The organism is Streptomyces sp. NPDC013187, from assembly GCF_042899705.1.
GTDB classification, from domain to species: domain Bacteria; phylum Actinomycetota; class Actinomycetes; order Streptomycetales; family Streptomycetaceae; genus Streptomyces; species Streptomyces hawaiiensis_A.
This window is the reverse complement of sequence record NZ_JBIBAF010000009.1, coordinates 267521-285770: the sequence shown is the minus strand read 5'-3', so window position 1 is coordinate 285770 and position 18250 is coordinate 267521. Positions and strand designations below refer to the sequence as shown.

Sequence of the window (18250 nt, the reverse complement as noted above, 5' to 3'; positions counted from 1 at the left end):
GTGCCGGTGCGACATCCCCGCCGCCTGACCACTGCGGAGCGACGTAAACCGCTTTCCGTGGGGCTGTAGCGCGGATCACATCGAGGGCGGTGCCGCCGTGCCAGGGGGCCGCGGCGGCACCGCCGCAGGGGGGACGATCAGCTCACGGAGCAGTCGGCGCCGTTCAGGGTGAAGGCCGTCGGGCTGGGATTGGCTGTCGACCGGGAGGCCGTGAAGCCGAGGGTGACCGAACCCGACGCGGGGATCGTCGCGGTGTACGGGGCGGCCGCCACGCTCACCGCGGAGCCGGTCTGGGTCGCCGTACCGCCCCACAGGTTGGTGATGCGCTGGCTGTCCGGGAAGGTCCAGCGCAGCGTCCAGCCGTTGATCGCGGACGTGCCCGTGTTGCGGAGGACGATCTCGCCCTGGAAGCCGCCGGGCCAGCTGCCCGTCACCCGGTAGCCGACACCGCAGGCCGACGGTGAGCCGCCGGGCGGGGTCGTGACCGTCACCGTGCCCGAGCGGGGCGAGCGGTTGCCGGCGGCGTCGCGGGCGTAGACGGCGAAGGTGTGGGAGGTCGCGGGCGACAGGCCGGTGAGGGTGGCGGTGGTCTTCGTGGTGCTGGTGACGGCGGACTCGGAGCCGCCGCTGATCCGCACGACGTCGTAGCCGGTGACCCCCGTCGCGTCGGAGGCGGCGGCCCAGGTCAGGGTGGCGGACGAGGACGTCACACCGGAGGCGGTGGGCGTGCCGGGGGCCGTCGGGGGAGTGGTGTCGCCTCCGCCGGAGCCGTAGATCGCGGCCTCCTTGGCCGTGGCGGCGATGCCGTTCGCGCCGTTGAAGAGGCGCTGCCCCCAGGAGGTGAGCCGGTCCGGGTCGAAGTTCGTCACCATGTCCAGGTACTCGACGCCGCCGCCGTTGCCGCTCCACGACCAGCCGAGGTAGCCGAGCCGGAGCTGCTGGGCCACCGCCAGAATGGTGTCCTCGTCGGGGTTGCCGTCCGAGTGGTCGTGGCCGAACTCGCCGACGACGATGGGCAGCCGGGCGGTGACGAACCGGTTCAGGTAATCGGTGATCTCGGCGGCGGTGTCGAAGACGCCGTACATGTGGACCGAGAAGACCGTGTTGGCGTCGGGGTCGGCGGCGAAGACCGAGGCGGCGTTGTCGCGCATCGTGAACGCCCAGTCCTGGCCCCAGTTGGGTGCGTCGACCATGATCGTGTGGTCGAACCCTGCGGCGCGGAGCTTGACGATCGCGGCCTTGGTGTCGGCCGTCCACGCCGCGTAGCCGGTGTTGCCGTGCGGCTCGTTGCCGATGTTGACGATGACGTAGTCCTCCTGGCCGGCCAGAACGCTCTTCACCTCGATCCAGTAGTCGGCGGCCCGGGAGAGCGAGACGGCTCCGCTCTGCTCGCCGTAGCCCGTGGTGTCGTGCACCTCCAGGACGCAGATCAGCCGGTTCTGCTTGCACTGGGAGACCACGTTCGCCACGTCGGCGGCGTCGTTTCGGGTCCAGCGGTCGCCGCTGGAGAGGACCACGCGCACGGTGTTGGCGCCTTTGGCCTTGATGTGGGCGAGGGAGCTGATGCGGTCCGGATACCAGGTGTGGGCGTGGTTGACGCCCCGCATCACGAAGTCGTTCCCGCCGGCCTCCAGCAGCCGGCCGTTCTGCACCCGGAAGCCGGTGGGCGCGGCCTGCGCCGGCGGGGTGAGGGCGAGGAAGGACAGGAAGAGGGCGAGCAGGGCGGCGGCCACGGTGGCCGGGCGTGGAGAGGTGGGGCGGAGTCTCATGAGGGCTCCAGAAGTGGGGGTCGAGTGGCGCTCGTTGTCGGTCGCGCTGTCGTGCCGAACGGGGTCCTGCCGTCGGGGCTCGGTTCGGGTGGGAGCGGTTTCGGATGGGGCCGGTTCTGGTGGGCCAGGCTCGGGTGCGCCCGCGCCGGGACGCTTCCGGCCCGGCACGGCCGTCACCCGGCGGGTGCCTTCCCGGCGCAGGTGACGGTCGCCACCGGGGTGCCGGCCGTTGCCGGGGCGGTGGCGACGAAGCCGAACGTGGCGCTCGCGCCGGGCGCGAGGGCGCCGTTCCACGCCGCGTTGGTGACGGTGGCCGTGCCGTCGGCGCCCGAGGTGAGGGAGCCGTTCCAGAGCTGGGTCAGACGCGCCCCGCCCGCCGGTACGACCGTCGCGGTCCAGCCCTGAACGGCGGAGCCCGACGTGTTCGTCACCGTCACCTCGCCCTGGTAGCCGCCCTGCCAGGAGGAGACGGCCCGGAAGCGCGCGGTGCATGCCGTGGGGTCCCCGCCCGGGTCACCCGGGTCGCCCGGGTCCTGCGGCACTCCGGCGTCGAGGGCCGCCGCCAGGGCCGGGAACCAGCGGGCCGCGATCTTGGCGTCGCCGGAGGCGTTGGGATGCACGCCGTCGTAGGTGTCGGTGGCCGTGCTGAAGCCGGTCCACTGGTCGACCACGGTGACGGGGGAGCGCTCGGTGCCGGTCGCCCGGGCCCAGCCGGGAACGCGTGCGTTGAAGTCGACGACGCGCTGGGCACAGGCCGCGCAGGTGCTGGGGTTCATGGGGATCAACTGCGCCACCAGGATCCGCATGTCCGGATTCGAGGCCCTCATCTGCGCCACGAGCTTGGTGTAGGCGGCGAGGATGCGATCGGGGGCGATGCTGCTCCAGACGTCGTTCGTGCCGAAGTGCATGACAACGATGTCCGGACGTGTGGAGGACAACCGGCCGGGCAGCAGGTTCTGGTCCGCCACGTTGGTGACCAGCTCGCCTCCGTGGCCCTCGTTGTCCCCGTCGTGCGCCTGCCCGCAGCCCTGCGGGGGGAGGGTGCCGACGAAGTCGACGTCCTTGTATCCGCTGTCGGCCAGCCGGTTCCACAGCACCGCCCGCCAGCAGCCCGGAGAGCCGGTGATCGAGTCGCCGAGCGGCATGACGCGGACGGGGTCCGCCGCGGGTGCGGCCGACGCGCGGGGTGCGAACGTCATGCCGAGGGGGAGGAGCAGGGCGGCCAGGAGGCCGAGGACGGACATGACCCGTAAGTGTGGGGACGAGTGGGGGGTTCGGTGCATGGTGGTCCCTTCCCTGGACGAGGTGGGAGCGCTCCCACCACATCAAGCCATTGTTGTCATTGACGCGTCAAGGGGTGTGGTCGTGAGAGGTGCGGTCCGGCGGCCGAGAACGATCAGCGACGATCAGCCGAGGCGGACGTGGGCTGGGTGAGCGCACCGCCGAAGTCTTCGGCGAACCGCGGGCTGACCGCCGTTCCGGCGGGGGCTGTCGGCGCATCCTGAGGACTTTTGCCGGGCCATGAGGCATTCATGACCGGATGCCCAGAGAGCCGAGTCCATGATGGTCGGCGTCGGTAAGGCATGCCTTGGCTAACTCGTTCGCGGGTGCCGGGGCGTTGGGCCGGGAGGGCCGCGCTACATGTGGGACGACTCGTTTCCCAGCTTTCTGATCGGGCTGAGGGAGGGGCTGGAGGCCGGGCTCGTCGTCTCCGTGCTGGTCGCCACCCTCGTGCGGGCAGGGGCCAGGGCGCGGCTGGCGCAGGTGTGGACCGGAGTGCTGGCCGCGATCGCGCTGTCGATGAGCTTCGGAGCGGTGCTGACCTTCACCGCCGCCTCCCTCTCCACCACCGCGCAGGAGGCCTTCGGCGGAGCCCTGAGCATCGTCGCCGTCGCCTTCGTCACCGCGATGGTCTTCTGGATGCGGCGGTCCGCCCGCAGCCTCGCGGGCGAGATCAGGGAGAAGGTCACCGAGGCGCTGACCATGGGCGCCGGAGTCCTGATCCTCACCTCCTTCCTCGCCGTGGGACGTGAGGGACTGGAGACCGCCCTGTTCCTGTGGACCACCGCCCGAGCGGCCGACGAGTCGACAGGACCGCTCGTCGGCGCCGGTGTCGGGCTCGTCCTCGCGGCCCTCCTGTGCTGGGGTCTCTACCGCCGGGTGCTGCGCATCGACCTCACCCGCTTCTTCACCGTCACCGGCGTGGTGCTCGTCGTCATCGCCGCGGGCGTCCTCGGCTACGGGCTGCGCGACCTCCAGGAGGGCGGGGTCCTGCCCGGCGGGACGGCGTTCGCCTTCGACCTGAGCGGCAGCGTCGACGCCGGCTCCTGGTACAGCACCCTGCTCCAGGGCGTTCTCAACCTGACCCCGGCGATGACCTGGCTCCAAGTGGCCGGATACATGGGCTATCTCGCCGTGGTGATGCCGCTCTTCGTCCGGGGGGCACGCGGAGTGCCGGGAGCCCGCGGGGCCACCACGCCGCCCCCGCCGGCGACCCCGCGGTCCGACCGGCCCGCCGGCCCGGCGGCGAAGACGCGACCCGACCGGCCCGCCGGCCCGGCGGCGACCCGCCGTCGCCTGCTCCTTCCCGTCGCCGTCGTCGCCGTCCCGGCCCTCCTGGCCGGTCTCGTCGTGGCCCTGGCTCACCCCAAGCCCGCCGCCGGTCAGACGGTCGCCGTCTCCGGGACGGACTGTGGGCAGGGCTTCACCGCGCCGAAGCCGGGGCGGCAGGACTTCCGGATGCACAACACGGGGAACCAGACGTCCGAGGTGTACCTGATCGACCCGTCCTCGAACGCGGTCTACGGCGAGATCGAGGGCCTGGCCCCCGGCACCACCCGGGACCTCGTCGCCACCGTGGCGGGCGGTACCTACGCCTGGCGTTGCGTGCCCACCGACGGCAAGGCCGTCACCTCGAAGGCGGTCCGGGTCACCGGAGCCGCCGGAGCCCACGCCGTGGTCCCCGTGAGCCGGCGGGATCTCGCCGCACCGCTCAAGGCGTACCGGACCTACGTGAATCGGGGCCTGGTGACGTTCGTCACCCAGACCCGGCAGCTCAGCGACGACATCCGGGCCGGGCGCCTGGACACCGCCCGCACCGACTGGCTGACCGCCCACCGCACCTACGCCTCCCTCGGCGCCGCCTACGGCACCTTCGAGGACTTCGACCAGAAGATCAACGGGCGACCCGACGGGCTGCCGGGCGGCGTACGCGACCAGGGCTTCACCGGCTTCCACCGGATCGAGTACGGGCTGTGGCACGGTCAGTCCGCTGCCCAGCTCAAAGGCGTCGCACAGCGGTTGGCCGACGATGCCGCCGGGCTGCGAAAGGCCTTCCCGCACCAGGACTTCGACCCCTCCGACCTGCCCCTGCGCGCCCACGAGATCATGGAGAACACGCTTCAGTTCGAGTTGACCGGCGACACCGACCAGGGCAGCGGAACCGGGCTGGCCACCGCCGACGCCAACCTCGCCGGCACACGTGAACTGCTCATTGTGCTCCGGCCGTTGCTCACCGCGCGTGCTCCGCGGCTGCTGCCCACCGTCGACGCGGACATCGCCCGCCTGCAGCACCTGCTCGACTCCGCACACCACGGGAACCGCTGGACCCCCGTCGACCGGCTCGACCCGGCGGCGAAGGCCCGGATCGACGGGGCCACGGGGCAGCTCCTGGAAGACCTCTCCCCGGTGCCGGACCTGCTCGAGATCAGGAAGTCCGCATGAGCGCCGAGCGTCGGCACCACCCCCCAGAAGACTCCGAAGGGAACACCTCCATGCCGTCCGCCGACACGCCCCCGACGGGCTGCCCCGCCCACACCGGCCGCCGCTCCTTCGTGAAGACGGCCCTCGGCGCAGGAGCCGCCGGAGCGGTCCTGGCCGGGGGAGGACTCGCGCTGGCGGAGAGCGGCAGCGGCACCGCCCGGGCGGCCGGACAGCAGAGCGCCGGACCGGTGCCCTTCCACGGAATCCACCAGGCGGGGATCCTCACCCCCGCTCCACCGGCCGCCGCCTTCGTCTCCTTCGACGTCATCGCCGACCGCCGTACCGAACTGGCCGACCTGCTGAAGACCCTCACCGAGCGGGCCCGCTTCCTCACCTCCGGCGGCACGCCCGCGGATCTCGGCGTCGGCGCCCCGCCCTCGGACAACGGCATCCTCGGCCCCGTCGTCCCGGCCGACGCGCTCACCGTCACCGTCGGGGTCGGCGCCTCCCTCTTCGACGACCGCTACGGACTCGCCCCGGCCAAGCCGCATCGGCTCACGCCCATGCGGACCTTCCCCAACGACAACCTGAACCCCGCCGAATGCCACGGTGACCTGTCACTGCAGATCTGCGCGGCCCGCCAGGACACCGTGCTGCACGCGCTGCGCGACATCGCCAAGCACACGCGGGGCGCACTGCAGATCCGGTGGCGCGTCGACGGCTTCCAGAACGTGCCCCGGCCCAGCGGCGCCCAGCGCAACCTGCTGGGCTTCAAGGACGGCATCGCCAACCCGAACGTCGCGTCGGCGCGCGAGATGGACCATCTGGTGTGGGTCGGCGACGGGCAGGGCGAGCCCGCGTGGACGGCCGGCGGCAGCTATCAGGTCGTCCGGGTCATCCGGATGCTCGTCGAGTTCTGGGACCGGGTCTCGCTGTCCGAGCAGGAGCTGATGTTCGGCCGGCGCAAGGACACCGGCGCTCCGCTGGACGGTGCCCGGGAGACCGACAGCCCGAATTACGCCAAGGACCCGCACGGCACCGCGATCCCGCTCGACGCGCACATCCGGCTCGCCAACCCCCGCACCGCGAAGACCGACAACTCCCGTATCCTCCGCCGGGGTTACAACTACGACCGGGGCGTCGACAGCGTCGGCGACCTCGACATGGGACTGGTCTTCTGCTGCTACCAGCAGGATGTGCGCCGTCAGTTCGAGGCGACCCAGACCCGGCTGATCGACGAACCCCTCGTCGACTACATCTCCCCGACCGGCGGCGGCTACTTCTTCGTCCTGCCCGGTGTGCGGGACTCCTCCGACTGGCTGGGCAGAGGACTGCTCTCCGCCTGACGCCCGGGCCCGGGCCGAACGCGACCCTCGGACGAACGGCGACCCGCACGCGCGATGTTCAGGAACGCGCGTACGGGTCGCCGCGACCGGTGAGGGACAGATCCGCCGCCCGTACGGCCCCGGGAACCGGCGCCGCGACGGCCGGACCTCAGGCCTCGGCGCTGCCGCGTGTCACCGCCTTCCTCAGCAGCGGCCACACCAGCAGCAGCACGATCACCGCGTACACGGTCACCGCGAACGGCGTGTTGACCAGACCCGTCACACTGCCGTCGCTGATCTGCAGGGCCCTCCGCAACTGCTGCTCGGCGTTCGGACCGAGGATGACGCCGATCACGGCGGGCAGCACGGGCAGCCCGTAGCGGCGCATGCCGAAGCCGATCAGACCGATGATCAGCAAAATCACCAGGTCGATCACCTCGCCGCCGACGGCGTACGCGCCGACCGCCGCGAAGAACATGATTCCGGCGTACAGGTACGGCCGCGGGATGCGCAGCAGCTTCGCCCACACCGGCGCCAGCGGCAGGTTCAGCGCGAGCAGCAGCACCATGCCGACGAACAGGGAGGCGATCAGGCCCCACACCAGGTCCGGCTCCCGCTCGAAGAGGAGCGGGCCCGGCTGGATGCCGTACTGCTGGAAGGCGGCCAGCATGACGGCCGCGACCGCCGTGGTCGGCAGGCCCAGGGTCAGCATCGACACCAGGGTGCCCGCCGCAGAGGCCGACGCCGCCGACTCCGGACCGGCGACGCCCTCGATGGCGCCCTTGCCCCACTCGTCCTTGTGCTTCGACAGGCGCTTCTCCGTCACGTACGACAGGAAGGTCGGGATCTCCGCGCCGCCCGCCGGGATCGCGCCGAACGGGAAGCCGATGAACGGGCCGCGCAGCCATGACTTCCAGGTCCGGCTCACATCCCCGCGCCCCAGCCAGGGACGCCCCACCGGGATCGGCTCGGGCGGCCTGCGCCGCAGGTGCGCCGCCACCCACAGCGCCTCACCGATCGCGAAGAGGCCGACCGCGACGATCACCACGTCGATGCCGTCGGCCAGTTGCAGCGAACCGAACGTCAGGCGCTGCTGGCCTGTCATCTGGTCCAGGCCCACCAGCCCCAGGGTGAGACCGATCAGCAGGGAGGCGAGACCCCGGATGCGGGACGAGCCCAGCACCGACGTCACCGCGATGAACGCCAGCACCATGATGGCGAAGTAGTCCGGCGCGCCGATGTCCACGGCCAGTTTCGCGACCGTCGGCGCGAGCGCCACCAGCAGCAGCGTGCCGATCAGGCCGCCCGCGAAGTGCCCGACGGCGGCCGCCGCCAGGGCCTGGGCGCCGCGCCCGGACTTGGCCATGGGGTTGCCCTCCATGGCCGCCACCACCGCCGCGCTCTCCCCGGGCGTGTTGAGCAGGATGGAGGTGGTCGAGCCGCCGAACATCGCGCCGTAGTAGATGCCGGCGAACATGATGAACGCGCCGATCGGGTCGAGCCCGTACGTCACCGGCAGCAGCAGTGCGACCGCCATCGCCGGGCCGATGCCCGGCAGTACGCCGATCGCCGTGCCGAGCAGCACACCGATGACGGCCCACAGGAGGTTGATCGGCGTGAGGGCCGTACCGAAGCCGTCCAGAAGGGAGTTGAAGGCATCCATGTCACAGCACTCCCATCAGCGGACCGCCGGGCAGGGGCACTCCGAGCAGGTTGTTGAAGACGGTGTAGGTGACGAGGGAGAGCCCGGCCGCGATGAGCGGATCGCGGTCCGTCTTGCGGCTGCCCAGCGCGAAGGCCGCACCCCAGAAGAGCAGCGCGCCCGCGATGGGGAAGCCGAGGGGTTCGATCAGCACGGCCGCGCCGAGGAACACTCCGGCGAGCAGCAGCACGGTGCGCCAGTCGGCCGGCTCGGACAGGTCGATGTCCTCACCGCCCTCGGCCTGGCCCCGGCCGCCCCGCAGCACGTCCAGGGCGAGCAGGGCGGCGATGACCAGCAGGCCGGCGCCGACCACGACCGGCACGGTCTTCGGGCCGACGGGGCCGCGCTGGGCGATGTCGACGTTCATGGTGAGCGCGTCGGTCAGGACCAGGACGCCGAGCGCCAGCAGCAGGACGCACACGCCGAGTTCGGAGTGCTCCCGCAGCCACGAGCGCCGCTCGCCGCCGGTCTCCGCGGTGGGTATGTCGGTCTGCGTCGTCACAGTCCCAGCTCCTTCAGCACCGAAACCACGCGCTTGTCCTCGGCGTCGAGGAACGCGCCGAACTTCTCGCCGGTGAGGAAGGCGTCGTCCCACCCGTTCTGCTCCAGCGACGTGCGCCACTCGTCGGAGTCGTGGAGCTCCTCGACGAGCTTCACGAGCTTGTCGCGCTCCCCGTCGTTCAGGCCGGGAGGGGCGACGATGCCGCGCCAGTTGGTGAAGTTCACGTCGTAGCCCGCCTCCTTCAGCGTGGGCGCGTCGAGCCCGTCGACGGGCTTCGGGCCGGTGACCGCGAGGAGGCGCAGCTCGCCCGCCTTGATCTGGTCCAGGTACTCGCCGACCCCGGAGACCCCGAAGGCGACCTTGTTGCCGAGGATCGAGGCGAGCAGTTCGCCGCCGCCGTCGAAGGGGATGTAGTTGACCTGCTTCGGAGGGATCCCGGCGGCCCGGGCCATCAGCATCGGCGCGAGGTGGTCGGGCCCGCCGGGCGACGAGCCGCCGCCCACCGGCAGCTTGCCGGGGTTCTCCTTCCAGGCGCCGATCAGGTCGTCGATCGTCTTGTACGGCGAGTCCTTCGCCACGACGACCACGTCCTGCTCCTCGGTGAGCCGGGCGATCGGCGTGGTGTCCCCGAGCGTCTTGGGCGCGTCGTTGGAACGGACGGCGCCCACGACTCCGAGGCCCATGGACATGGCGAGCTTGCCGTTGCCGTGCTCGCTCACCAGCCGGCTCAGGCCCACCGTGCCGCCGGCACCGGGCAGGTTGAACACCTCGATGTTGTGGGTCAGCCCGGCGTCCTCGGCGTTCTTCGCGGCCGTGCGGGCCGTGATGTCGTAGCCGCCGCCGGGCGTGTTGGGGACCATGAAACGCAGGCCCGGGATCTGTGTGCCGGTCTCGGAGCCGCTGCCGGTGGTCAGCAGCGGCGGTCCGACGAGCACGAGCACGGCGGCCCCGAGCAGGGCGAGGGGGGTGCGCAGGCGCACGAGTGCCACCACCTGTCGGTACGTCGATGCGGGTAGGGATACGCCCTGTGGGGGAGGGTGACGTGGGCCACATGGTGCCCGGGCTGCGGTGGGCTGTCTCCCTTCCGGAAGCAACGGATGTTTTGGTCATTGCGGTCGCAGGAAGCGCCGCCGGATGTGAGCCGGACGCACGGGGGCCCCGGCGCGTGCGCGCCGGGGCCCCTCGATCAACGGTCACTGATCCGTGTGGACCTCCAGGGCAGCCCGCACGGCCGACTCCAACGCCCCCTCGATCCACGCCGGTTTGACGGACGTGTGGTCCCCGGCGAAGTGCAGCGGCCCCTCACGCTCGGGGATGACGGGCAGCAGCTCCGTGTGCTGCCCGGGCAGCAGCACCGAGGCCTCCCCGTAGGCGTACGGGTCGCGCAGCCAGCTCTGGGTACGCCCCGCGCCGGTGTAGAACACCTCGATGCGCCGGCCGTAGACCTGCTGGAGACCGCACAGCGCGTGCGGATACCGTGCCTCGTCGTCCAGGGAGTCCCAGCGCAGGGCGTCGTCGGCCCAGCTGTAGGACGCCAGGACCACACCGCCCGCACTGCCCGGGACCGGGTGGGACGGGTTGAACATGAAGCGGTTGGCGTTGTCCGACACCGAGCCGCCGCCCACGACACCGGCGGCCTCCGGCTGGTCGCGGCCGATCGCGCGGTTCGCGGCGTAGTGGGTGCGCTGAGCCTGCGTGATGTGCCCGCCGGGCACGGAGGGGTGCGCGCCGAGCAGGCTGCCGTCCGCGGGGGCCTTGCCGGTGCGGTAGGCGTCGTACAGGCCCGGGTCCACGGCGTTCAGCTCGCGCTTCCAGTCGTCCTCGTCGAACTCCCACCAGCGGCGGCTGAACTCGAGCAGCACCTTGGTCGCGCTGTCGTAGTGCAGCTCGCAGACCGCGCGGCGCTTGCGGTAGGACAGCGGCGGGTCGATCTGCACATGGCGCAGCCCGGAGAACGGCACCGTCACCACGGCGACGTCGGCCGTGAACTGCTCGCGGACGACCGGGCCGTCGCGCCCCTCGGACACGGTGTCCACCCACACGTGCGGGCCCTTGCTCCGCACATGCCCGCCGTCCGGGGACGGCCGGTCGGGGTGGTGGTACTGGATGCGCGTCACCCGGCGGTCGAACCGCACCTCCTTGCGAACGCGTTCGAGCAGGGCGTCCGGCAGCACGGCCGTGCCGCCCTCCAGCTCGTAGAAGGGCGTGTCGGGACTGATGAGGGAAGAGCCGATGAAGCTGTGGATGAAGGACAGGGGGAGGCGTGAGGTGAGGTTCTCCAGGGTGCCGATCAGGTCGACGGTCCGCTCGTCGAGCCCCGCGTGCTCGGTGAGGAAGCGGAACATCGACCAGTCGCCGAACCGCTTCACCACCCGCGCCCAGCCCCGCAGCCGCTCCGGCAGCGGTTTGTCGACCCGCTTGCCGTCCCGGCCGACGTAGCTGAACTCGTCGCGCACGGGGTCCAGCGCGGCACGCAGGATCGCCGCGGCGGGCGTGTCCCAGTGGGCCTTCGGGACACCGAAGGACCGGTTCACGCGCCGGGGGGAGCGGGCGTAGTCGGCGCGCCGCACGCGGATGCCGTTGACGTGGATCCAGGTGCGCGCGGCGGGACGTCCCTCCTCGTCGACGTCGACGTAGTGGAAGCGCCGCTTCTTCAGATCGAACCGGTCGATGAGTTCCATCACCAGCGGGTGGCTGCCGGGGATGCGCATCGCGCCCGCCTCGGCGTACTGGCCGGGATCCGCGAAGGGCTGCGCGGCGCCTTCGTGGCCGCCCTTGCGGAAGGTCTTGATGCGGCCGCCCGCCCGGTTGCCGTTGGCCTCCAGGACCGTCACCCGGTGCCCCGCCTCCTTCAGCAGCCAGGCGGTCACCAGCCCGGACGGGCCGGCGCCGATGACGAGGACGTCCTTGGGACGGGTCCGGCGCGCCGGCAGTCCGTCTTTCAGGACGCGCAAGTAGCGCGGAACGAGGGGGCGGTCGTCGGAATCCAGGACGAGCAGGGCACGGGCGACGGCGAGGCACCGGTCGGAGTCGGCGCCGCGGCCGCCGCCTGGAGCGGCCGGGGCGAGCGGCGCGGCCGGCGCGGGCAGGGCCGTGGCGGTACCGCCGGCCAGGGCCGTCGCCACCGTGGCCGTGCCGGCCACCGCCGCGAACTCCCGCCGGGAGAAACCACCGTCAGAGCGCACCAACGCGTGATCATCAGTCATGGCGATCTTTGTAACGGCGGCAGTGACGGGCCGCCGCCGTTCGCCCGGGCGTTGCCCCTAAGGAGCGAATCAGGGGCAAAACCCTCACGTCACAGCGGATCCGCCGCCCACGACGTGCCCGGCGAACCCGAAGGGATGAATGCTCGGCGAACCGCGTCCGGCGCCGCGAACGAGCCTCCACACTGCGACTGCGTATCCACAACCGTGCTCTCCGGCCGTCCCGCCCGGCGCACCGCGCACGCGGCGCCGACCGGCCGCACGAGAGACAGGGGCGACGGAGGGGGAAGGGTGGCGCAGCGGCGCACTCCGGTGGGCGACCGGGCCCGTTACTGGTTCGACAGCACGCTGGCCCGCGGTGCCTCGGCCCTGGTCGGCTGGATGGCGCTGCTGTGTCTGACCGTCGTCGTCCCGGCCAGCGCCCTTGTGGTGTGGACCGACCCGCACGCTCCGCAGTCCCTGCCGGACCGGCTGGTACAGGTGTGGCGCCTCACCGGGGAGACCCTGCGACTGGGCGGGGCGACCGGCACACCGCTGCGCGTGACGATGTCGGTGCTGCTCGCCCTGGTGGCGCTGCTGTACGTCTCGACGCTGGTCGGCCTGATCACGACGGCGCTCACGGAGCGGCTCACCGCGTTGCGGCGCGGCCGGTCGACCGTGCTCGAACAGGGGCACGTCGTGGTCCTGGGCTGGTCGGAGCAGGTGTTCACGGTCGTCGGCGAGCTGGTGGCCGCCAACGCCAACCAGCGGCGCGCGGCGGTCGCGGTACTGGCCGACCGCGACAAGACCGCGATGGAGGAGGCACTCGCCACGAAGGTGGGACCCCTCGGCCGGACGCGGCTGATCTGCCGCAGCGGCCCCACCACCGACCCGGCCGTTCTCACCCTGACCAGTCCGGCGACGGCCGGTGTCGTGCTGGTCCTGCCCCGCGACGAGCCCGACGCCGATGCCGAGGTCGTCAAGACGCTGCTGGCGCTGCGGGCGTCCACGTCCGGGGTGACGAACCGCCCGCCCGTCGTCGCCGCCGTCCGGGACGACCGCTACCGGCTGGCCGCCGGCCTCGCCGCCGGCCCGGGCGGTGTGGTCCTGGAGAGCGACACCGTCACGGCCCGGCTGATCGTCCAGGCCGCCCGCCGCCCCGGGCTCTCCCTGGTCCACCAGGAGCTCCTCGACTTCGCCGGCGACGAGTTCTATCTGGTCGGCGAGGAGTCCCTGGCGGGCCGCCCGTTCGGCGACGCGCTGCTGTCCTTTCCGACGTCCAGTGTCGTCGGGTTGGTGCGCGGCGACACCCCGCTGCTCAACCCGCCGCCGCAGACGATGGTCGCCGCGGACGATCTGCTCGTCGTCATCTCCCGTGACGACGACACGGCCTGGCCGGGGGAGTGCGGGCAGTGGGTCGAGAAGGCGGCGATGGCCTCCGGACCCGCGACGCCGGCGCGACCGGAGCGGGTCCTGCTGCTCGGATGGAACCGCCGGGCGCCGCTCATGATCGAGCAGCTGAGCCGCCGCGCCCGGTCCGGGTCGGTCGTCGACGTGGTGGCGGACGGCGGTGAAGCGACGGTCCGGCAGGTGCGCGAGTCCCGAGCACCCGACGGCACCGGCCTGACCCTCACCCTCCACCCGGGGGACGTCACCCGCCCCGAGACCCTCCGGCGTCTGGACGTGCACTCCTACGACAGTGTGATCGTCGTGGGCGAGGACCCCGCTCCCGGACAGCCTCCGGACCAACCCGACAACCGCACGCTCGTCACGCTGCTGTTGCTGCGGCAGCTGGAGGAGGCGTCCGGGCGTGAACTACCCGTCGTCACCGAGCTGGTGGACGACCGCAACCGGGCGCTGGCACCGCTCGGGCCCGGAGCCGACGTGATCATCAGCGGCAAGCTCATCGGCCTGCTCATGGCACAGATCTCCCAGAACCGGCGGCTCGCGGCGGTCTTCGAGGAGCTGTTCTCCGCCGACGGCACCGGCATCCGCCTGAGGCCGGCCGGTGACTACGTGCTGCCCGGGAGCGAGACGGCCTTCGCCACCGTCGTGGCCGCGGCACGCGGGCGCGGCGAATGTGCCATCGGCTACCGGAGCCACGACGACGCCTCCACGAGTCCGGGTTACGGCGTGCGGGTCAACCCGCCCAAGTCCGAGCGCCGCCGTTGGACGGCCGCCGACGAGGTGATCGTCGTGGGGGCGGACTGAGGGAGAGCCGGGCGTTCCGACGCGCGAACGCGACCGGCGGCAGGCGCGGGGCGCCGGGCCCCCGTGCGGGCACCCGGCGCCCCGCGCCTGGGCGGGTCAGTCCGCGAACGCCGTCAGCACGCCGTCCTGGCCGGGCGCGAACACGCGGCCTCCATGGGTCGCGATGCCGGGGTTGACCCAGCCGCGCCAGTCCTCCTCCGCGAGCACGTTCTCCATCGGGTGCGGCTCGGCCCAGAGCCGGTAGGACCAGACCACCGCGCCGGTGCGCTCGTTCAGGACCACCAGCTTGCCGTTGCCGTCCTTGACGTACACGTACCCGCCCGCGACCAGCCGGACGGTCGCGGCTCCGCGCGGGCTGCGGTAGCTCCAGGCCGTCTTGTACGTCGTCGTGCTGATCGCCTTCACGACGCCCCGGTGGGCCACGTACACCCGGCCCGGGCCGAACGCGGGAGTGGCGTCGGCGGGGAAGGAACGCAGGACGGCGCCGGTGTTCTGGTCGTACGCCACGGTCCGCTCGTCGTCGACGTCGTCGCTGCGCAGCCACAGCGCCCCGGCACCGCGCGCGATCGGGTTGCCGCCGAGCGCGAGCAGGTCGGGTACGTCGTAGCGGCGCAGCTCCTGGCCGGTGCGCCGGTCCAGCAGCTGGTACGAGGCGTTGTCGAAGCCGAACCACACGCCGAGGTCGTCGACGACCACCGGCGACCATCCCCAGTCGACGAGCGGAGCACGCCACAGCTCGGCTCCGTCGCTCGGCCGGAGCGCCAGCGCCGTGCCCCGGCCGTCCTGGGTGTACAGCGTGCCGTCGTACCACGTCGGCGGGTACTCGCAGGAGCCCGAGCCGATGCTGCGGCTCCACCGCTGCCCGCCCGTCGCGGGGTCCCAGGCGGTCACGACGCCCCTGCCGGTCTGGGTGTAGAGGAGGCCGCCGCCGTAGGCGAGGGTGGCCTTGGGGTCGTTGTCGGCGATCAGCCGCTGGGGCCACAGCCTTTTGCCGGTGGCCGCGTCCAGGCCCACGAGTTCCATGCGCGGGCCGTCGCTCTCCTCCTCCTCGACGGCGTTGACCACCACGAAGACCTTCCCGCCGACCGCCACCGGCGCGGAGACCGCGGAGCCCAGGTCGACCGACCAGGCCTTCGTGAACGGCGGGGCCGCCGTGGCCCCGGTGACGAAACTGTCGTTACGGGCGTTGGCGCGGTAGCCCAATGTGGCGTCCACCGGTTCCGTGGTGGCCGTGGCCTTGGCCTTGGCGATCGCCGTCGCGGCCCTGGGTGCCGGGTTGGCCGCGGGTGCCGGAGTGGCCGCGCCGCCGGGACCGGCGCCGACGGCCAGGACCGCCAGCGCCGTCGCCAGCACGCAGCTCGATCTCGCCCGGATGCGCCTCGCGGAACTGCCCATGGAAACCCCCCTCGGGTCGAATGAAGTGGGCCGGTGCACCGGCCGCCGCTCCGCATACCCGAGAAATGGAGAACAACTCCCTTGCGCCTGGGGCAACTTCGGGCAGAACCGATCGTGGCGCTCTGTCCCGGCACAAGCGATTCACGTGCCCTTGATCCTTGTGAAGAAACATGGCAATTCGACTGTGTGTTCGTCTGCTGGTGGGGCACCAGAGGGAGCGGAGGTTGATAACTATGGTTCCCCTGCTTCTCGTCCTGCTGCTGGCCCTGGTCCTGTTCGGTGCGGGCTTCGCACTGAAGGCCCTGTGGTGGATCGCGGTGATCGTGCTGGTCCTGTGGCTGCTCGGCTTCGTACTGCGTACCGCGGACAGCGGCGGCCGTAAGGGCCGCTGGTACCGCTGGTAGACCGGCGGCCGACAGGCCGACAGCACGTCGGTGGCGAACGAATCGCCAGGAATGGGGTAGACGAAAGTGACCCGAAGCTCTCCCAGGAAAGGCGTTCCATTTCCATGGCCGACACGAAAGACGTCGTAGAACTCATCCTTCAGGACCACCGGCGCATGGAAGACCTCTTCCGTCGGATGCGGAGCGTCGAGGACGACCGGGCGGGTGCCCTGCGGGAGTTCGCGGACCTGCTGATCGCGCACGCGCAGGCCGAGGAGGCCAAGGTCTACCCGGCGCTCAAGCGGTACAAGAACATCGACGACGAAGAGGTCGAGCACGGCGAGCACGAGCACGACGAGGGCAACGAGGCCCTCCTGGAGCTCCTCGAGGTCGAGGAGGTCGGCTCCGAGGAGTGGGACTCGAAGCTCGAGGAGCTGGTCGAGGCCGTCACCCACCACGCCGACGAGGAGGAGCGCACCATCCTCAACGGTGCGCGGGAGAACGTGGCGATGGAGCGGCGCGAGGAACTCGGTCTGGCGTTCTGGCAGGAGCGTGAGCGCCAGTTGAAGGCCGGGTGCGGTTCGGTTGAGAACGTGCGCAAGATCGTCGAGTCCTGACTCGGCGGACCGGCCCTGATGGTCACCGCCCGCGGGCGGTGACCATCAGGGCCGGTTGCTGTCGCGGCCCGGCTGTCGCGGCCCGGCTGTTGCGGCGGCAGTCCTAGGCGGGGCGGTCGCCGGCTGTGCGCAGAGCGGTGCGGATGCCGGTGGTGACCGCGACGATCAGGCACAGGGCGATGATGGTCTCGGCCCAGAAGAAGGCGAACCAGTCCATCACGCAGCCGATCGGCGGTGTGCCGGGGGCGGTGTTGCGGAACGCCGCGAGAGCGAACAGCGTGGCGGCCATCCACGCGAGGGCCGGCCAGACCAGTCCCTGCCTGCGGGTCGTCAGGAACCAGGCCCCGAGGAGCACGGACGTCGCCAGCGCCCACATCACGACCATCATGAAGACCGCGAAGACGAGCAGGCTGCCCGATCGGGACAGCTTCAGCCCCAGTACCGCCTCCTGCCCGGAGGGTGGGGGTGTCACGGCGATGGAGAAGAGGGTGTCGTTGTTGGAGAAGAGCATCCGCACCGGCACCGGCTCGCCGCTCAGTTCCGCCCAGAACTCGATGTCGGTGCCGTAGGTGTCGAACGGGTAGTCGCTGATCGACCCACCCGTGAGCGCGACCTGCACGTCCTTGGGCGCGAGCCGCTCGTGCGCCTCGAACGCCAGGTCGCCGAGGGTCGCCACGGACGTCTGGAGGCGGAGATCCGCCACCGGGGCGGTCTCCTCATCCTCGCCGAGTGCCCCGCGCGGGCGCACCCGGACCCGCAGGACGATTTCTCTCGCAGCGGCGTCGACGCTCTGGGTGGTGACCTCCACGTCCACCCGGTCGGCGGCTCCGGATCCGGCCGTGTGCACCGTGTCCTTCGCCTGCCGCTCGGTGAACTGCAGCCACGACCCCACGGACACCGCCACCAGGACGAGGACCGCGAGGGGAAGCAGGACGAGCAGGATGGACGCACCGGAGCGGCGCGGGCGGGGCGACTGCGGGGGCGCGGCCATGGTGCCTCCGAAGAGGTGGGCGGGGCAACGGGCTCGTCCCGCCGGGCGTCGGGAGACGACCCCTCGCCCGTGCGGTCTTTGGGGGCGTGCCGGTCCGCCCTCCGCGGTGCGGACCGTGACGTCACTCTTCGATCACAGAAAGACACTGTAGGTGCTGATCGGCTCGGCCTCGCCCCACGAACCGCCGGACCGCCGAACCGCCGGACAGCGCCCGGATCGCGGCCGGACGCTCACGCGGCCGGTCCCAGAACGCGCAGGGATTGAGGTTGTTCGTGACGGGCCCGAACAGCGGGTCCTCGGCACGGGCGCTGGACATCGCGCCGATACACCTCGGGATCACGTGTCGCGGCGTTGTCGCCGCACACGATCACCGTCTGCGCGCTGCCGTAGGGGGAGTCGGCGCCCGTGAGCACGAAGTCGAGCAGGAAAGGGGGGAATGCCGTTTCCATGGCGGGGGCAGCGACCCGTATC

At 71.8% G+C, this 18250-nt stretch carries 13 protein-coding genes and 1 pseudogene; 5 read left to right on the top strand and 9 right to left on the bottom strand.

Annotated elements, in window-relative coordinates; translation table 11 throughout:
• Positions 1–137: 137 nt before the first annotated feature.
• Together ACFY5B_RS21210 and ACFY5B_RS21205 are read right to left on the bottom strand one after the other, a co-directional pair.
• Positions 138–1769 carry a cellulase family glycosylhydrolase gene (locus ACFY5B_RS21210; RefSeq protein ID WP_389971377.1) on the bottom strand — a complete coding sequence of 544 codons (1632 nt, stop codon included), beginning with the start codon at positions 1767–1769 and terminating at the stop codon, positions 138–140.
• A gap of 173 nt (positions 1770–1942) precedes the next feature.
• Positions 1943–3052: a GDSL-type esterase/lipase family protein gene (locus ACFY5B_RS21205; protein ID WP_389971375.1), complete on the bottom strand. Its 1110-nt coding sequence runs from the start codon at positions 3050–3052 to the stop codon at positions 1943–1945.
• Positions 3053–3410: 358 nt separating this feature from the next.
• Here ACFY5B_RS21205 and efeU point away from each other — a divergent pair, with 358 nt between their 5' ends.
• Both efeU and efeB read left to right on the top strand, forming a co-directional pair.
• Positions 3411–5492 carry an iron uptake transporter permease EfeU gene (gene efeU, locus ACFY5B_RS21200; protein WP_389971373.1) on the top strand — a complete coding sequence of 694 codons (2082 nt, stop codon included), beginning with the start codon at positions 3411–3413 and terminating at the stop codon, positions 5490–5492.
• Between the two features lie 50 nt (positions 5493–5542).
• Complete coding sequence (efeB, locus tag ACFY5B_RS21195) at positions 5543–6817, top strand: iron uptake transporter deferrochelatase/peroxidase subunit (protein WP_389971639.1); 1275 nt, start codon at positions 5543–5545, stop codon at positions 6815–6817.
• Between the two features lie 148 nt (positions 6818–6965).
• On the opposite strand, the gene ACFY5B_RS21190 is transcribed toward efeB, so the two are convergent.
• From ACFY5B_RS21190 to ACFY5B_RS21175, 4 genes are all read right to left on the bottom strand, one after another.
• On the bottom strand, positions 6966–8459 hold the full coding sequence (locus ACFY5B_RS21190; protein ID WP_389971372.1) for a tripartite tricarboxylate transporter permease: 1494 nt from the start codon (positions 8457–8459) through the stop codon (positions 6966–6968).
• A gap of 1 nt (position 8460) precedes the next feature.
• Entirely contained in the window at positions 8461–9000 is a 540-nt protein-coding gene (locus ACFY5B_RS21185) for a tripartite tricarboxylate transporter TctB family protein (protein ID WP_389971370.1), read from the bottom strand.
• Entirely contained in the window at positions 8997–9980 is a 984-nt protein-coding gene (locus ACFY5B_RS21180) for a Bug family tripartite tricarboxylate transporter substrate binding protein (protein ID WP_389971637.1), read from the bottom strand. Before ACFY5B_RS21180 ends, ACFY5B_RS21185 begins: the two co-directional genes overlap by 4 nt.
• 213 nt (positions 9981–10193) lie before the next feature.
• On the bottom strand, positions 10194–12206 hold the full coding sequence (locus ACFY5B_RS21175; protein ID WP_389971368.1) for a flavin monoamine oxidase family protein: 2013 nt from the start codon (positions 12204–12206) through the stop codon (positions 10194–10196).
• 288 nt (positions 12207–12494) lie between these two features.
• On the opposite strand from ACFY5B_RS21175, the gene ACFY5B_RS21170 reads away from it, so the two are divergent.
• On the top strand, positions 12495–14393 hold the full coding sequence (locus ACFY5B_RS21170) for an NAD-binding lipoprotein (RefSeq protein WP_389971366.1): 1899 nt from the start codon (positions 12495–12497) through the stop codon (positions 14391–14393).
• 96 nt (positions 14394–14489) lie between these two features.
• Here the strand turns inward: ACFY5B_RS21170 and ACFY5B_RS21165 are convergent, their stop codons facing one another.
• Entirely contained in the window at positions 14490–15788 is a 1299-nt protein-coding gene (locus ACFY5B_RS21165) for a PQQ-binding-like beta-propeller repeat protein (RefSeq protein WP_389971364.1), read from the bottom strand.
• A 233-nt stretch (positions 15789–16021) separates the two neighbouring features.
• Here ACFY5B_RS21165 and ACFY5B_RS21160 point away from each other — a divergent pair, with 233 nt between their 5' ends.
• Both ACFY5B_RS21160 and ACFY5B_RS21155 read left to right on the top strand, forming a co-directional pair.
• Positions 16022–16192 (top strand): DUF5670 family protein, encoded by a 171-nt coding sequence (locus tag ACFY5B_RS21160; protein ID WP_184567467.1) that lies wholly within the window; start codon positions 16022–16024, stop codon positions 16190–16192.
• A gap of 104 nt (positions 16193–16296) precedes the next feature.
• Positions 16297–16788 (top strand): hemerythrin domain-containing protein, encoded by a 492-nt coding sequence (locus tag ACFY5B_RS21155; protein WP_351630568.1) that lies wholly within the window; start codon positions 16297–16299, stop codon positions 16786–16788.
• 103 nt (positions 16789–16891) lie between these two features.
• Here ACFY5B_RS21155 and ACFY5B_RS21150 read toward each other — a convergent pair whose 3' ends face one another.
• Both ACFY5B_RS21150 and ACFY5B_RS21145 read right to left on the bottom strand, forming a co-directional pair.
• The gene (locus tag ACFY5B_RS21150; protein WP_389971362.1) at positions 16892–17779 is read right to left on the bottom strand and encodes a DUF4436 family protein; all 888 of its coding nucleotides are present in this window, start codon (positions 17777–17779) and stop codon (positions 16892–16894) included.
• A gap of 211 nt (positions 17780–17990) precedes the next feature.
• Positions 17991–18204, bottom strand: a pseudogene (locus tag ACFY5B_RS21145) (alpha/beta hydrolase); the annotation flags it as partial.
• Between the last annotated feature and the right edge of the window lie 46 nt (positions 18205–18250).

Bases quoted from the DNA above. Each gene is read 5' to 3' on its own strand.
- ACFY5B_RS21165 (WP_389971364.1), bottom strand. From the start codon at position 15,788: ATGGGCAGTTCCGCGAGGCGCATCCGGGCGAGATCGAGCTGCGTGCTG.
- ACFY5B_RS21205 (WP_389971375.1), bottom strand. From the start codon at position 3,052: ATGCACCGAACCCCCCACTCGTCCCCACACTTACGGGTCATGTCCGTC.
- ACFY5B_RS21150 (WP_389971362.1), bottom strand. From the start codon at position 17,779: ATGGCCGCGCCCCCGCAGTCGCCCCGCCCGCGCCGCTCCGGTGCGTCC.
- ACFY5B_RS21160 (WP_184567467.1), top strand. From the start codon at position 16,022: ATGGTTCCCCTGCTTCTCGTCCTGCTGCTGGCCCTGGTCCTGTTCGGT.
- ACFY5B_RS21190 (WP_389971372.1), bottom strand. From the start codon at position 8,459: ATGGATGCCTTCAACTCCCTTCTGGACGGCTTCGGTACGGCCCTCACG.
- efeU (WP_389971373.1), top strand. From the start codon at position 3,411: ATGTGGGACGACTCGTTTCCCAGCTTTCTGATCGGGCTGAGGGAGGGG.
- ACFY5B_RS21175 (WP_389971368.1), bottom strand. From the start codon at position 12,206: ATGACTGATGATCACGCGTTGGTGCGCTCTGACGGTGGTTTCTCCCGG.
- ACFY5B_RS21210 (WP_389971377.1), bottom strand. From the start codon at position 1,769: ATGAGACTCCGCCCCACCTCTCCACGCCCGGCCACCGTGGCCGCCGCC.
- efeB (WP_389971639.1), top strand. From the start codon at position 5,543: ATGCCGTCCGCCGACACGCCCCCGACGGGCTGCCCCGCCCACACCGGC.
- ACFY5B_RS21155 (WP_351630568.1), top strand. From the start codon at position 16,297: ATGGCCGACACGAAAGACGTCGTAGAACTCATCCTTCAGGACCACCGG.